At 72.0% G+C, this 13,893-nt stretch carries 14 protein-coding genes; 5 read left to right on the forward strand and 9 right to left on the reverse strand.

Annotated elements, in window-relative coordinates:
- Positions 1-106: 106 nt before the first annotated feature.
- Positions 107-781, forward strand: a complete 675-nt coding sequence (locus FLL47_RS31690) for an esterase/lipase family protein (protein ID WP_144125931.1) — start codon at positions 107-109, stop codon at positions 779-781.
- Positions 782-887: 106 nt separating this feature from the next.
- Here the strand turns inward: FLL47_RS31690 and FLL47_RS31695 are convergent, their stop codons facing one another.
- The 5 genes from FLL47_RS31695 to FLL47_RS31715 all read right to left on the reverse strand — a co-directional run bounded on the left by FLL47_RS31695 (position 888) and on the right by FLL47_RS31715 (position 6,392).
- Entirely contained in the window at positions 888-2,723 is a 1,836-nt protein-coding gene (locus FLL47_RS31695; protein ID WP_144125935.1) for a glycoside hydrolase family 15 protein, read from the reverse strand.
- 102 nt (positions 2,724-2,825) lie between these two features.
- The gene (locus FLL47_RS31700) at positions 2,826-3,635 is read right to left on the reverse strand and encodes a hypothetical protein (protein ID WP_144125938.1); all 810 of its coding nucleotides are present in this window, start codon (positions 3,633-3,635) and stop codon (positions 2,826-2,828) included.
- Positions 3,636-3,675: 40 nt separating this feature from the next.
- The gene (locus tag FLL47_RS31705) at positions 3,676-4,665 is read right to left on the reverse strand and encodes a GlxA family transcriptional regulator (protein ID WP_144125941.1); all 990 of its coding nucleotides are present in this window, start codon (positions 4,663-4,665) and stop codon (positions 3,676-3,678) included.
- Positions 4,666-4,684: 19 nt separating this feature from the next.
- Complete coding sequence (locus FLL47_RS31710; protein ID WP_186316018.1) at positions 4,685-5,095, reverse strand: universal stress protein; 411 nt, start codon at positions 5,093-5,095, stop codon at positions 4,685-4,687.
- 4 nt (positions 5,096-5,099) lie between these two features.
- Positions 5,100-6,392 (reverse strand): YbfB/YjiJ family MFS transporter, encoded by a 1,293-nt coding sequence (locus tag FLL47_RS31715; protein ID WP_186316019.1) that lies wholly within the window; start codon positions 6,390-6,392, stop codon positions 5,100-5,102.
- A 260-nt stretch (positions 6,393-6,652) separates the two neighbouring features.
- Here FLL47_RS31715 and FLL47_RS31720 point away from each other — a divergent pair, with 260 nt between their 5' ends.
- The 4 genes from FLL47_RS31720 to FLL47_RS31735 all read left to right on the forward strand — a co-directional run bounded on the left by FLL47_RS31720 (position 6,653) and on the right by FLL47_RS31735 (position 9,475).
- Complete coding sequence (locus tag FLL47_RS31720; protein ID WP_246158918.1) at positions 6,653-7,063, forward strand: septal ring lytic transglycosylase RlpA family protein; 411 nt, start codon at positions 6,653-6,655, stop codon at positions 7,061-7,063.
- A 14-nt stretch (positions 7,064-7,077) separates the two neighbouring features.
- Positions 7,078-7,680, forward strand: coding sequence for a cell wall protein (locus FLL47_RS31725; RefSeq protein WP_144125950.1), 603 nt, complete (start codon positions 7,078-7,080; stop codon positions 7,678-7,680).
- A 187-nt stretch (positions 7,681-7,867) separates the two neighbouring features.
- Positions 7,868-8,758, forward strand: a complete 891-nt coding sequence (locus FLL47_RS31730; protein WP_186316020.1) for a MauE/DoxX family redox-associated membrane protein — start codon at positions 7,868-7,870, stop codon at positions 8,756-8,758.
- A gap of 279 nt (positions 8,759-9,037) precedes the next feature.
- A complete protein-coding gene (locus FLL47_RS31735; RefSeq protein ID WP_144125953.1) occupies positions 9,038-9,475 on the forward strand; it encodes a hypothetical protein in 438 nt (145 codons plus the stop codon).
- A 12-nt stretch (positions 9,476-9,487) separates the two neighbouring features.
- Here the strand turns inward: FLL47_RS31735 and FLL47_RS31740 are convergent, their stop codons facing one another.
- From FLL47_RS31740 to FLL47_RS31755, 4 genes are all read right to left on the reverse strand, one after another.
- Entirely contained in the window at positions 9,488-9,919 is a 432-nt protein-coding gene (locus FLL47_RS31740; protein ID WP_144125956.1) for an NUDIX hydrolase, read from the reverse strand.
- The gene (locus FLL47_RS31745; RefSeq protein WP_186316021.1) at positions 9,916-10,371 is read right to left on the reverse strand and encodes a MaoC family dehydratase; all 456 of its coding nucleotides are present in this window, start codon (positions 10,369-10,371) and stop codon (positions 9,916-9,918) included. Before FLL47_RS31745 ends, FLL47_RS31740 begins: the two co-directional genes overlap by 4 nt.
- Positions 10,372-10,516: 145 nt before the next feature.
- The gene (locus tag FLL47_RS31750) at positions 10,517-12,514 is read right to left on the reverse strand and encodes an endo-1,4-beta-xylanase (protein ID WP_222106284.1); all 1,998 of its coding nucleotides are present in this window, start codon (positions 12,512-12,514) and stop codon (positions 10,517-10,519) included.
- A 211-nt stretch (positions 12,515-12,725) separates the two neighbouring features.
- A complete protein-coding gene (locus tag FLL47_RS31755) occupies positions 12,726-13,745 on the reverse strand; it encodes a LacI family DNA-binding transcriptional regulator (protein WP_144126029.1) in 1,020 nt (339 codons plus the stop codon).
- Positions 13,746-13,893 lie beyond the last annotated feature (148 nt).

Consider the following 13,893-nt stretch of genomic DNA (forward strand, 5'->3'; position numbering starts at 1 on the left):
CTCACAAGTTAACGTCGTGCGAAAGACCGATGCGTTGTTTCACGGATGCGAAGCACGCCCGACATCACCCACGCTCTGTCCCACCGATCTCCATCGAGGAGGACAGATGCGAAAGTCAGCCGGCCTGCTCAGCTCGCTGTGCGCCGTACTCGCCATGGTCGTGATCGCACCGTCGCCGGCCCAGGCCGCCGAACGCGATCCGGTCATCTTCGTGCACGGCTACAAGGGCGGGGCCTGGAACTGGAACGACATGATCGCCGACTTCAAGGCTGACGGGTGGAGCGGCGGCAGGCTGTTCGCGATGTCGTACGACATCGCGCAGTCCAACAAGACCACCGCCGCACAGCTGCGCTCGCTGGTCGACTCGGTGCGCGCGCAGACCGGCGCGGCGAAGGTCGACATCGTCGCGCACTCCATGGGCAGCCTGAACTCCCGGTGGTACCTGAAGTTCCTCGGCGGCACGTCGTACGTGGACCAGTGGGTGTCGCTCGGCGGGCCCAACCATGGCACCAACCTCACCCCGATCTGCTCCTGGCTGATCACCTCCTGCGCGGAGATGGCCCCGGACAGCTCCTTCCTGCGCGACCTCAACGCCGGCGACGAGACGCCGGGCGGGGTGCGCTACCAGACCTACTGGTCCAACTGCGACGAATTCATCAACCCCGACCAGAGCACGATCCTGTCCGGCGCCGCCAACACCAACGTGGGCTGCATCGAGCACGCCTGGCTGCTGGTCAGCGACCCCGTGTCGCAGAGGGTCCGCACCCTGCTCAAGTCCTGACCGGACGGACCGACGGCCTTGCGCCGCCGGGAGCGCCCTCGCACGCGCCGCCCCCTGCGAGGGCGCTCTCCCGTGGGGAGGCGTCAGACAAGGTGCCCTTCCTCCGTCAGAGGGCGGCGCGGTGTCGGGCCTGGGTGATGGCCCAGGCGGCGTTGACGAGGCCGATGTGGCTGAAGGCCTGGGGGAAGTTGCCGAGCAGCTCACCGGTGTGCGGGTCGACCTCCTCGGCGAGCAGGCCGACGTCGTTGGCGTACGCGGCGGCGCGTTCGAAGACCTCGGTGGCCCGGTTGACCCGGCCCGCCTCGGCCAGTGCCTGGGCCAGCCAGAACGTGCACAGCAGGAAGGTGCCCTCCTCGCCGGCGAGGCCGTCCACGCCGCCTTCGGCGCGGTAGCGGTAGACCAGTCCCCGGTCGTCGGTGAGGCGGTCGGCGATGGCCTCGATGGTGGCCAGCATGCGCGGATCGTCGGCAGGCAGGAAGCCCACGATCGGCATCATCAGGCAGGACGCGTCGAGGTCCGCCGAGCCGAAGTACTGTGTGAACGCCCCGGCGGTGGCGTTCCAGCCGTCGCGCAGCACGCGCTCGCGAAGTTCGTCGCGGGCGGTCGTCCACTGCGGGACGCGGTCCTGCGCCTCGAGCCGCTCGGCCAGTCTGATCGCCCGGTCCAGGGCCACCCAGCACATCACCTTCGAGTAGACGAAGTGCCGGGCCGGGCCGCGTACCTCCCAGATGCCCTGGTCGGTCTCGTGGCAGCGGACGGCCGCGGCGTCGGCCAGCGCCACCAGGAACGAGCGCATGTCCTCGTCCATCCCAGTGATCTTGTCGGACAACCGGTACGCGGCGGCGAGCAGCTCGCCGTACACGTCGATCTGCTGCTGATTCCACGCCCCGTTGCCGACCCGCACCGGCCGGCTGTCGCGCCAGCCGCGCAGGTGCGGCAGGGTGCGCTCGGACAGGTCGTGCTCGCCGCCCACGCCGAACATGATCTGCAGCGGCGTGTCCGGGCCGATCGCGGCGGCCGCGGCGGTGGTCATGAAGGCGAAGAAGTCGTCGGCCTCGTCGGGACAGGCGGCGACCCACAGCGCCTCCATGGTGAAGCTCGCATCGCGCACCCACGAGTAGCGGTAGTCCCAGTTGCGCTCGCCGCCGACACCCTCGGGCAGCGAGGTGGTCGCCGCGGCGACGATCGCCCCGCTGGGCCGGAAGGTCAGCCCCTGCAGCACCCGGCCGCTCTGGTGCACCAGGTCGTGCCACGGGCCCTCGTAGTTCTGGTGCAGCTTCGACCACGCCCGCCAGGCCTGCACGGTGTCCGTCATGCGATCGGCGAGTTCCTCCTGCGACCAGACCCGGGCCGGCTCCTGCTCCAGGGTCGAGCGGTGCAGCGCGAACCACACCTCGTCGCCGACCCGCAGCGTCAGCCCGCCCTCAGCGTCGCAGTTGCGGGTGGCGAGCTCGGTCGGGGTGGTCAGCACCAGCCACTCCGCGCCGCCGCGGGCGGTCAGCCCGCCCTCGACCGGGGACAGCAGCGGGCGCAGCAGGCCGTACTCGGGGCGCGGCTGGTAGCTGACGCGTACGTCGACCTCGCCGTCGCGGCAGCTTACCGAGCGGATCAGCAGGTGGGGTGCGGCGACGCCGAGGTCGTGGCCGTGGCCGTGCCGGTTGGGCCCGGTCGCCAGGGCGTCGGTGACCGCGAGTGTGCCGGTCGGGGTGTGGAAGGTCGTCTCCAGCACGAGGGTCTGGTCCAGGTAGCGCCGGGTCGCCGTGTACGGCCCGGCCGGGGCGATGGACCAGTGCCCGGCGTCGTCGTCGAGCAGCCTGCCGAACACCGACGGGCTGTCGAACCGTGGAAAGCACAGCCAGTCCACCGAGCCGTCGCGCGTGACCAGGGCCGCGCTGTGGCAGTCCGAGAGCAGCGCGTGGTCGGCAATGGGTACACCGCTCACGGTTCCAGTCTCGCGACCGGCCTGCCCGACCGCCCCGCGTTCGGCGATATGCGCTGGTGCGCGGACGTGCTGGAGCACCGCATGCCGAACTTGCCGGGCCGCTCAGGTGAGGGCCGCTTCACGCCCCGAGTGCGCGGCGATCAGGTCCGCGGCGACACCCGCGGCCAGGCATTCGGCCACCGCCTCCTGACGCGCGGACTCCCAGTGCCTGCGGCGGGCGGCAATGGCCGCCGCGATCGCGGCCAGCTCGCGCACCGAGCGGGAGTCGGCGTCCGACGGCGGGTTGGTGCGGGCCGCGTCGAAGGCGCTGGAGATCGCGTCCGGCTCGGCGTCGGCCAGCTCCGCGATCTCGTCGAGGTCCCACTCGTGGTGCACGACCAGATTCGCCGCGTACAGGTTGCGGTTGGCCGCCACCACGTCCAGGTGGTAGCTGCTGAAACGCACCATGTCGGTCGCCTTGTGCACCCGGGTCAGCGGATCCGTGGGCAGCACGAGTTCGGCTTCGCGCAGGTGGTGCACCGCCGTGGCGCGGGCCTCGGACAGCAGGTCGCGCAGCTCGTTGGCCAGCTGCTGGCGGTGCAGCAGCTCGTGCCCGGCGTCGTAGAGGTGCGGCGGAGTGGTCGACCACTCGGCGATCAGGCGCACCCGTCTCTCGTCCGCGCGGTGGCCGCAGATCACCTCGGCCAGGTCCTCGGTCGTCCAGTCGCGGTTGCCGTGCAGGTACGCCGCCGCCTCGTCGCGGGCGCGCAGGGCCGTGCCGTACGCCTGGCGGATGTCCGCACTCACGGTGCACGCCTGCATCGCCCCGGACGTGGTGCCGAGGGCCTGCACGGCCCGCAGATCCGCACGGAGCCGGGAGACATTGATATGGGCCAGCGGGTCGCTACCGACGCCCGCCCGCGTCGCGTCCATTTATGCAGCGTACGCCCATCTGCGGCGGGTTGCCGTGGGGTCACTTCAAGGCGTCGGCTCGGTATGCCGCGCCCGACGTCCGGAACCTGCCCCGGTACGCCGCGGGCGGCATGCCGAGCCGGCGCAGGAACGCCCGCCGCATGGTCTCCGGGGAGCCGAACCCGGCCCGCCGGGCTACCACGTCCAGCGGTTCGTCGCCGGTCTCCAGCAGGTTCTGTGCCGCTTCGACCCGGGCCAGCTCGACGTAGTTGGCCGGGCTCAGCCCGGTCTCGTCGCGGAAAAGCCGGGTGAACTGCCGCACGCTGAGCATGGCCCGGCCGGCCATCGCCGCCAGCGAGTGGTCGGCGGCCGGGTCGAGCACCACCGCGTCGAGCACCGGCCGCAGCACCTCGCCGTGCCGGCCGCCGCCGAGTTGCCGCACGCTGTACTGCGACTGGCCGCCCGGCCGCTGCAGGAACACCACCAGGTGCTTGGCGACCAGGCGGGCGAGTTCCGGGCCGTGGTCCTCCTCGACCAGGCCCAGGGCCAGGTCGATGCCGGAGGTGACGCCCGCCGAGGTCACGATCGCCCCGTCCCGCACGAAGATCGACTCGGCGTCGACATCGGTCTTCGGGTAGCGGGCGGCGAGCCGCTCGGCCAGGTCCCAGTGGGTGGCCGCCCGGCGCCCGTCCAGCAGTCCGGCCGCGGCCAGCACGAACGCGCCCGCACAGACCGAGGCGGTGCTGCCCGCGCCCGCGGACAGCCGCCGGACCTCGGCAAGCAGCGCCGTGTTCCGCTCGCTTGCGGCGACGTCCGGGGCGCCGGGCACGATCAGCACGTGCATGCCCGGCGCCACGTCCGCGAGCGCGACGTCCGCGCGCAGGCGCACCCCGCTGCTGGTGCGCACGTCGGCGCCGCCCGGCGAGGCGAGGCGCACGCGGTAGTCGGCCCCGTGCTCGTCGGCGACGGTGAACACCTCCACCGGGCCGGTGACGTCGAGCAGCCGGACCCCGTCGTAGGCGACCACGACGACCTCGTACGCCCCACCCATGCCGGACGACCTCCTCAGCTCACTGCACCAGCAGCACCGACACGACCGAAAGGCGGCTGACGTCGCTGCTCACACTGCCCGCCAGCGCGCCGAGCCGGCCGTGGTGGCGCGGGCCGAGCGCGATCAGGTCCGCGCCGACCGCCCGCGCCCGGTCCGCCAGCAGCTGCGGCACGTCGCCGTAGAGCGTGGGCAGCACGCTGCCGTCGGCGACGACGCCGGTCTCGCGCAGCCGCTCGACCGCCACGCAGACGAGCTTGCGGGCGAGCGCGTCGTCCGCCAGGTCGACGACGGCGTCGTACACCATCATCGACTCGTCGGCGTGCGCCACGTAGACGTTCGCGCCACTCGTGCGCGCCAGGTAGGCGACGGTGTCGAGCAGGTGCTCGTCGCGCGCCGAGCCGTCGATCGCGGCCAGGATGGTATCGAACATGACGTCACTCCGATCGGGTCGAGACGGGTGCGGGCACGGCCCGCAGGTGGCCGACGGGGGTGGGCTCGGCGGTGCCCGGCTCATCGCGGCGGGCGCTGTCGCCCGCGGTCTGCGGGACGGCGGGATGCTCGCGCTGCCACAGCGCGACCAGTGCGGCGATGCCGAGCAGGGCGACGGACAGCCACAGTCCACGGGCGACACCACCAGGGCCGTCGGACAGCAGCCCGGACAGCACCGGGCCGATCGCCTGGCCGGCCGAGAACGCCACGGTGAGCAGGGCGATGCCGGCGGCCCAACCCTCGGCAGGCAGCATGCGGCGCGCCATCAGGGTGGCCGCGGTGGGACCGGCCATGAAGCTCGCGCCGAACACGACCGCCGACAGCAGCGCCGCGAACGGGCCCGCCTCGATCAGCAGCACCGGCAGCACGCCGAGCAGCACCAGCGCCGCGACCAGCGCGGGCGCGCGGCCGCCGGGCAGCCGGCCGATGACCCGGCCCCACAGGGTCAGCGTGGTCAGCGCGGAGACCGCGCCCAGCACCACGAAGAACACGGCTGTGAGCCAGGTGCCCAGGCCCTGGCCGCGCAGCAGCGCCACGACGAAGGTCATGTAGCTGACGTAGCCCGCGCCGAACAGCAGGTACCAGGCGAACGTCGGGCCGAGCCGGCGAATCTGCACCGGGCTGAGCAGCGCGGTGTGCGCGCCGCGCGGTTCGGCCACGGAACGTGACCCCCACCGGGCCGGCAGCACCGCGAGCACGGACAGCACGCCCAGCAGCAGCCAGCCGAGCCGCCAGCCGCCGGCGGCCAGCGCCACGGGGACGATCAAGCCCGACAGCACCACGCCGATGCCGACGCCCGCCATGTAGACGCCGACCAGCAGCGCCGAGCGCCGCTGGTGGACGCCAACGGCGATCCGCGCGGCGAGGGTGGAGCCGACGACGAAGGTGACGGCGGTGGCGAAACCGCCCACGAAGCGCAGCGCCAGCAGCCCGGCGAGGTGTGCGGTGGCGGCGGTGGCGAGCAGCGCCAGCGCGCTGACGGCCAGGCTGCCGGTGAAGGCGGTGGACCCGCCGAGCCGTCGTGACCAGTACGCGGCGGTGGCCGCGCCGATGATGTAGCCGACGGCGTTCGCCGTGTTCATGGCGCCCGCCTGGGCGTAGCTCCAGTGCAACTGGGTGTGCATCGGCGGCAACAGCAGGGCGTACGCGAAACGCGTGAAGCCCAGCGCCACCACCGGCCCGGCTGCCAGCGCGAGCGCGGTCATGACCTGTGGTCGCAGGCCGCGGTTGTCGTCCATGACGTCGTATCTCCTTGCCGTTTGTGGCCGGGGTTTCCGGCCCACCCAGGTCAAGGCCCGGCGGCAGGTCGTCCATCGCCGCCGTTCGAGACATCCCGCCCTCGGTTCGAGCCATTGACGTTCGTTTGCATATTTGAAGAAATATTTCAGTGTATGGATTGACTGCGTAGCTCTCCGCCGTCCATGATGTTCGACAAACGTCGATGGGCCCATCGCCGCTCCTCCTGGTAAACACCCCCCACCATGAAAGGAGGCGGACAGTGGCAGCTCTGACCGGCACGATGTCCTGGTTCTGCTGCGGCAACTCCTGGGGCCCGTGCGGCACCGCCGGACACGGCGCCTGCGGCACCTGCAACAGCGGCAGCTACCAGCACGCCTGGCCGAACGCCTCGGCCGCCTGTTTCAACATCACCCGGCCCGACCGCTGCGGCGTCAGCATGACGCGACGCGGCTGCGGCTTCCGGCACTACACCACCAACCGCTGCAACGGAAAACGCATCGGCACGACGATCGCCGACTGCGGGCCGCAGACCGACCTGTGGTGCGGCGAGCGCGCCTGCTGCGGCTCGGTATGCGGCACCAACCGCATCGTCGACCTCACCGCGGCGGCGTACAGCCAGATCGCCAGCCTCTCCTCCGGCCTGCAGCCCTGCAGCGTCGACACCGTGTGAGCGGGGGTACCGAGATGACCGAGACCGTCGACCGCCGCCGCCTGCTCACCAACGCCGTCGTCGGCAGCGCCGCCCTCGCCGGCGCGACCGCGCTCGGCTCCCTGGCGCCGGAGGCCGCCTTCGCCGCCGGTGACCAGGCGATCGAGCCCGGCGCGCCCGACCCCAACTTCGCCGAGGGGCGGATCACCGGCATCAGCGCCGGGATGCTGTTCGTCACCGGCTCCGACATGGCGCTGTGGCGCATCCGGATCACCGGTGGCACCAGCATCTGGAAACTGCGCCCCACCACGTTCGACCAGGTCGCCGTCGGCGACGGCCTGTATGCCCGCGGCCTGCGCCTGCCCGATGGCACCCTCGCCGCCGACTCCGTGTGGGTGAACATCGTCAACGTGCACGCCCACATCGCGGCCATCGGCCGCAACCTGCTGCACCTGGACCACAAAGGCAAGCGCATCGTCGGGCACCTGGTGCCCGGCACCTCGGCCGCCCGCTACAACAACACCCCGGCCGTGTCCGACATGTCGATGCTGCGCGTCGGCAAGCACGTCCAGGTCATCGGCGCCTGGGTGCCCGACACCAACGAGGTCGAGATCGCGACCGTCTACGCGGCCGCCTGACCGAGCAGCGGCGCCGGCCGGGGCCCCCCGCCCGGGCCCCCCCCCCACCCCGGCGGGCGCCCCCCAACCCCCCCCGGGCCCGCGCGGGCCCCCCCCCCCCGCCCCCGCCGCCGAACCCGGGCGGACGCCCCGAACCCCCGCGCGTCCGCCCGCTCCCCTACGACACCCTTCGACACCCGGAGGATCGATGATCTCGTGGATCGCGCCGCTGCAGCCGCTGCTGCTCGGCCTCGTGCTGCTCTGGTCGGCCCGGCTGAAACTGCTCTCCCCGCACGCCGCCGCGGCGGCCGGGCGCAGCGCGCTGGCCCGGCTCGTCGGCGACGAACGCGCGCTGCCCACATACCGGCTGGTCGGCGTCGTGGAGGCGGCACTCGGGCTGGTCCTGCTGGCACCGCCCACGCTGCCCGCCGAGGCGCTGGCCGCCGCCGCGCTGTCGCTCGGCTTCACCGGCTACCTGGTCTACGCCCGCCTCGCCGCGCCCGAGTCGTCGTGCGGCTGCCTGTCCGCGACGCGCACCCCGGTGCGGTGGCGCTCGTTCGCCCGCACCGGCGGCCTGCTGGCGGCGAGCCTGCTCGCGCTGCCCGCGACCGTCGGCTGGTTCGACGTGCTGCGGACCCGGCCGCTGCCGGCCGTCGCGCTGCTGCTGGCCGAGGCGGCCCTGCTGGTCGCCCTCTCCCCCGAACTCGACCGGCACTGGCTCGACCCGCTGCGCCAGCTCAAGGTCCAGGTGACCCGGCCGCTGCCGGCGGGCGGCTTCGACGTGCCGCTGGACTCCACGGTGGAGCAGCTGCACCGCAGCCCGGTGTGGCGGGAGACTGCCGTGCTGCTCACCTCCGACCTGCGTGAACACTGGGACGACGACGGCTGGCGCATCCTCGTCTTCACCGCCCGCCACTTCGGCCAGGAGGTCTCCGCGGTCTACGCCGTCCCGCGCCTGCGCTACCGGCCCGCCGCGGTGCGGGTCGTCCTGATCGACGAGCCCACCGGCCGCGTCGTGCTCAGCCTGGAGTCCCCTCCCGACTCCCCCGAGCCCGACTGGGTCCGCCCGTCCCCGTCCCCGGCCGCCGCCGCGGCCTGAGCCCGCACGGACGCGCTCGAAGATCGCTGTTTCGGGTCAACATCTGCGGTCTGACCTCAGGTTCTGGCACGAGACGGCGATCTTCGCAAGGGGGCCGTCGAGCGTCCGGCGTGGAATCCGTTTTCCCGAAGGGTGAGCTTCTGGCAGCGGGGCAGGTTTCGGTGGTGTGAACTGTAGGCACGAGCGCAGCGTCGGGCTCTCGCGGCGACCACCCCCGCCGCCTCACCGCGTCGCGCTCCCCACCCCGAGTCGCGCACGCCGCGACCTCCGGGAGTCACCGTGCTCGCTACCGTCCCCCCACTCCAGGCCTCCGCCCTGCGTCACGCCGCGACGGCGCTGGCCACGGCCGCACCGCTGTTGGCCGGGCGCGGCAGGCGTACGGTCGACGCGTGGCCGGGCCTGCCTGAGCTGCCCGCCGCCTGGCTGGCCGATCCCGACAACCGGATCAGCACCGCGACCCAGCGCTTCACGGCCTACCGGCGCGGCACCACGGAGATCCAACTGCACTCCGTGCTCGGCTTCGACGAGGACACCCTGGAGCGGCAGATCGCCCGGATCAACCTCGGCCCGCACCGGGTGCGGGTCAGCGCCGGCACCACCTGGCGCGGCTTCGAGGCCCGCTGGGCCTGCGGCGACATCGCGCACCGGCTGGTCTGCCGCGGCCCGCAGCGCCTGGCCGACTTCCTCGACCTGCTGCTCGGCCTCGACTGGGACTGACGGCCGCCCACCTCAGTCGAAGAGGCGGCCGAGATGGGAGCCCTGGCCGCCGACCAGCACGTGCGCCTGCTCCAGGGGCATCCAGTACAGGTCGAAGCGGATCGGATCGTGTGAGCCGTCGCCGGTCTCGTACGTCGTCCAGCGTTCGGGCACCTCGTCGGCGTCGACGGCCAGCTCGTAGAAGTGCCGCACGTGCACGGCGTCGGCTGAGGGCCGCGCGTCGTACTCGCCGACGCCCAGGTAGCGGACCAGGCGCAGGCCGGGCAGTTCGGTCTCCTCGTACGCCTCGCGCAGCACCGCGTCCTCGGGCAGCTCGCCGGGCCGGACCGTGCCCGCGGGCACCTGGATCCCGGCCAGTGCCAGGGTGTCGTGGTCGCCGTGGGCGAACACCACGAGCTTCCCGTCGCGCACGATGTACGCGACGACCTTGCTCACCCGCTTCACGCGAAGAACACCCTGGTCACCGTCTCGGCGACGCAGCAGGGCTTGTCGGAGCGGTCGGTCTCGATCGTCATCCGGGCGGTGACCTGCACCCCGCCGGTGACCTCCTCGACGGACACCAGCGACGCGGACAGCCGCACCGACGCCCCCACCGGCACCGGCGCGGGGAAGCGCACCTTGTTCAGCCCGTAGTTGACGACCATCCGCGCGCCCTCGAACCGGTACAGGTCGCGCACCAGCAGCGGCAGCAGCGACAGGGTGAGGTACCCGTGCGCGATGGTCCCGCCGAACGGCCCGGCCGCGGCGCGCGCCGGGTCGGTGTGGATCCACTGGTGGTCACCGGTCGCGTCGGCGAACGTGTCGACCCGGGCCTGCTCGACCAGATGCCAGGGGCCGGGGCCGATGCTCTGCCCGACGGCGTCGGTGAGGTCGGCGGCGGAACTGAACACTTTCACGGCATACCTCCGGATCAAGGCTGGACCCGCAGATCGTAGTGCCCGCCGATCGTCGGCGGGCATGGAGACGGGCTGCCCGCGCCGTCGGGCAGCCCGTCAAGGGAGGATCACGGCCCGAAGGGAGGGGGCCGCGATCCGGTGATCGTTACGGCGTGGTGCAGGTGAAGCCGTACGCCGTGTTGCCGTCGCCGTTGGGCCGCGCGACCTGGAACCCGAACGTGGTGCTCGCACCAGGGGCGAGGCTGCCGTTGTAGGGCGCGTTCTTCGCCGTCGCAGTCCCGCCGCTGGTGGAGATCACACCGTTCCACTGGCCGACGAGCGAGTGGTTCGGCGGCAGCGTGAACGTGACGGTCCAGCTGGTGATCGCCGAGGTGCCGGTGTTGGTGACGGTGACCGGCTGCATGACGTAGCCGCCGTTCCACGAGGTCTGCACGGTCGCGGTGACCGAGCAGCCGCCGCCCGTGCCGCCGCCGGTCGTGGTGACCGTGACCGTGTTGGACACCGCGGAGACGTTGCCCGCGGCGTCACGCGCCCGGACCTGGTAGCGGTACGACGTGTTCGCCGACAGGCCGGTGTTGCTGAACGACGCCGTGGTCGACGTGCCGACCTGCGTGAACGTGCCGCCGGAGGTGCCGGGGGCGCGCAGGATGTCGTAACCGGTGACCGCGACGTTGTCGGTGGAGGCGGTCCAGGTCAGGTTGGTGCTGCTGGACGTGGTGCCCGCCGCGGCCAGGCTGCTCGGCGTGCTCGGGGCCTGGGTGTCACCGGTGCCGCCGGTCGTGGTGACCGTGACGGTGCTGGACACCGACGAGGTGTTGCCCGCCGCGTCACGCGCCCGGACCTGGTAGCGGTACGACGTGTTCGCCGACAGGCCGGTGTTGCTGAACGACGCCGTCGTCGACGTGCCGACCTGCGTGAACGAACCGCCGGAGGTGCCCGGCGCGCGCAGGATGTCGTAGCCGGCCACGCCCACGTTGTCCGTCGACGCGGTCCAGGACAGGTTCACGCTGCTCGACGTGATTCCGGACGCCGTCAGGTTGCTCGGCGTGCTCGGGGCCTGGGTGTCGCTCGTCCCGTTGTCGAGCGCGTTGTGCACCGCTGTGTACGCCGGTTTCTGCTGGTAGTTGGCGTCGTACAGCAGCGCCGCGCCCTCGCTGGGGAACGTGTCCGGCACCCACGAGTACTTGTCGGTGAAGCCCCAGATGGTGACGCCCGCGCAGGCGGTGACCGCCATGCAGGCGTTGACCACGTTGCTGTAGTACGTCGCCTGGGTGGTGTCCTTGGCCGAGGTGCGCGGCATCACGATGCGCACGTCGAGCTCGGTCACCCGGACCTGTACGCCCAGCGCCGCGAAGCGCTGCATGTTCTGCTGCAGATCGCTCGGGAAGCCGTACTGCGTGGCGAGGTGGCCCTGGAAGCCGACGCAGTCGACCGGCACGTTCTGCGCCCGCAGCGACTGGACCAGGTTGTACATCGCGGTGCTCTTGGCGTTGATGCCCTCGACGTTGTAGTCGTTGATGCACAGCCGGGCATCGGGGTCGGCGGCCCTGGCATAGCGGAAGGCGTCCGCAATGAAGCTCTGGCCCAGCGTGTTGTACCAGAAACTGGACCGGAAGCCGCCGTTCTCGTCGAACACCTCGTTCACCACGTCCCACGACACGACGGACGCGTTGTTGGCGTAGCGGCCGGCGAGCGTGGCGATGTGGTCCTGCATCGCGGTGCGCATCGCGGTCGCGCCCAGGCCCTGCACCCAGCCAGGGGTCTGGCTGTGCCAGACCAGGGTGTGCCCGTGGACCTGCTGGTTGTTGGCGGCCGCGAAGGCGACGATCTGGTCCGCGCCGCTGAAGTTCCAGTTGTTGTCCGACGACTCGGTGGCATCCCACTTCATCGCGTTCTCAGCGGTGATCTGGTTGAACTCGGTCTGCGCGATGGTGCGGTAGGCGGCCTCGTTGGCCAGCGGGCTGGTGGCCGCCGCGAAGCCGATGAACTTGCCCCGGGCCGCGGCGTGGGTGCGCAGGGGCCCGGAGGCGCTGGCGGGCGAGGCCGACAGCACCGGCACGACGAACGCCGACAGCAGCGCCACGACGGCGAGCTGGACGAGGCGGCGGCGTGCTCTGTGGACGGGGACGCGTGGGGGCGTCATGGGTGTCCTCCTCATGATGGCGGAGCGTCAGTGCGGTGGCCCCGGGGCGGCCTCCTCCCGCATGGGACGGTGCGGCGCCTGGTCCGGGCAGGGGACGCCGGCGGTGGAGGACACTCGGTATGGGACACGGCACACATCGATGGAAGCGCTCCCAATCCTGCGCTCCGCCATCGGGTTAAGTCAATAACTTCCGGAAACTATCGACCGGTACTCAGGCGCGCGGCGGCGCGGTGCTGTCGCGTACGACCAGCTCGGTGGCCAACTCGATACGAGGGCTCTCGATCTTCTCGCGCTGGGCCAGTCGCAGCACCGTACGCGCCGCGACCATGCCCATCTCGGCGAGAGGCTGCCGGATCGTGGTCAGCGGCGGGGACGACCAGCGCACCTCGGGCAGGTCGTCGAAGCCGACGACGCTGACGTCGTCGGCCACCCGCAGTCCGCGACGGCGGATCGCCTCGTACACGCCCAGCGCCATCTGGTCGCTGGAGGCGAAGATGGCGGTCGGCGGATCGGCCTGCTCCAGCAGCACGGTGCCGCCCGCGTAGCCGGACTCGTGGTAGAAGTCGCCCTGGTAGATCAGGCTGTCGTCGACGGGCAGGCCGGCCGACTCCAGACCGGCCCGGTAGCCGTCCAGCCGGGCGCGGCTGCACATGAGGCGCGGCGGGCCCGCGATGAAGCCGATGCGCCGGTGGCCGAGGCCGATGAGGTATTCGGTGGCACGCAGGCCGCCGGCCCAGTTGGTCGCGCCGATGGTGGGCGCGTCCATCGGCGGCACGCCCGCCGGATCGACGATGACCACGGGGATGTTGAGGCGGCGCAGTTCGGCCTGCAGCGGCGGCTCCAACGTGGACGTCACGAAGATGACGCCCTCGGTGGCCCGGCTGCGCATGTTGTCCAGCCACTGCTTGGCCGAGGACGAGCGCCGGTGCACGGCGGAGACGACGGTGCCGATGCCCGCGGTGTGGGCGACGTCCTCGACACCGCGGATGATCTCGACGGCCCAGGGGCTGTCGAGGTCGGGGAAGACCAGGTCGACCAGCCCGGAGTTGACCCGCATGCTGGCCGGGCGGCGGCGGTAGCCGTGCCGGGTGAGCAGTTCTTCGACGCGTTCGCGGGTCTGCGGGGAGACGTCGGAGCGGCCGTTGATGACGCGCGAGACCGTCGGCACGGACACTCCGGCCAGGCGCGCGATCGCGGCAATAGTGATCTTGCGGGATTCGTCCGCAGCCACGGGCAGCTCCTTCGTCACCGCTTCAGCCTACGGCCGGAAGGTTTCGGCGCGGCAGAGCGTACCTGGGGCGCGCTCAGGCCGTCACTGCCGTCCCTCAAGCGCTCGAGAAGTTGCGGAAATATACCGGAAGAACCCGGTCCGTCGTCAA

Source organism: Catellatospora sichuanensis, from assembly GCF_007483665.1.
GTDB lineage: Bacteria > Actinomycetota > Actinomycetes > Mycobacteriales > Micromonosporaceae > Catellatospora > Catellatospora sichuanensis.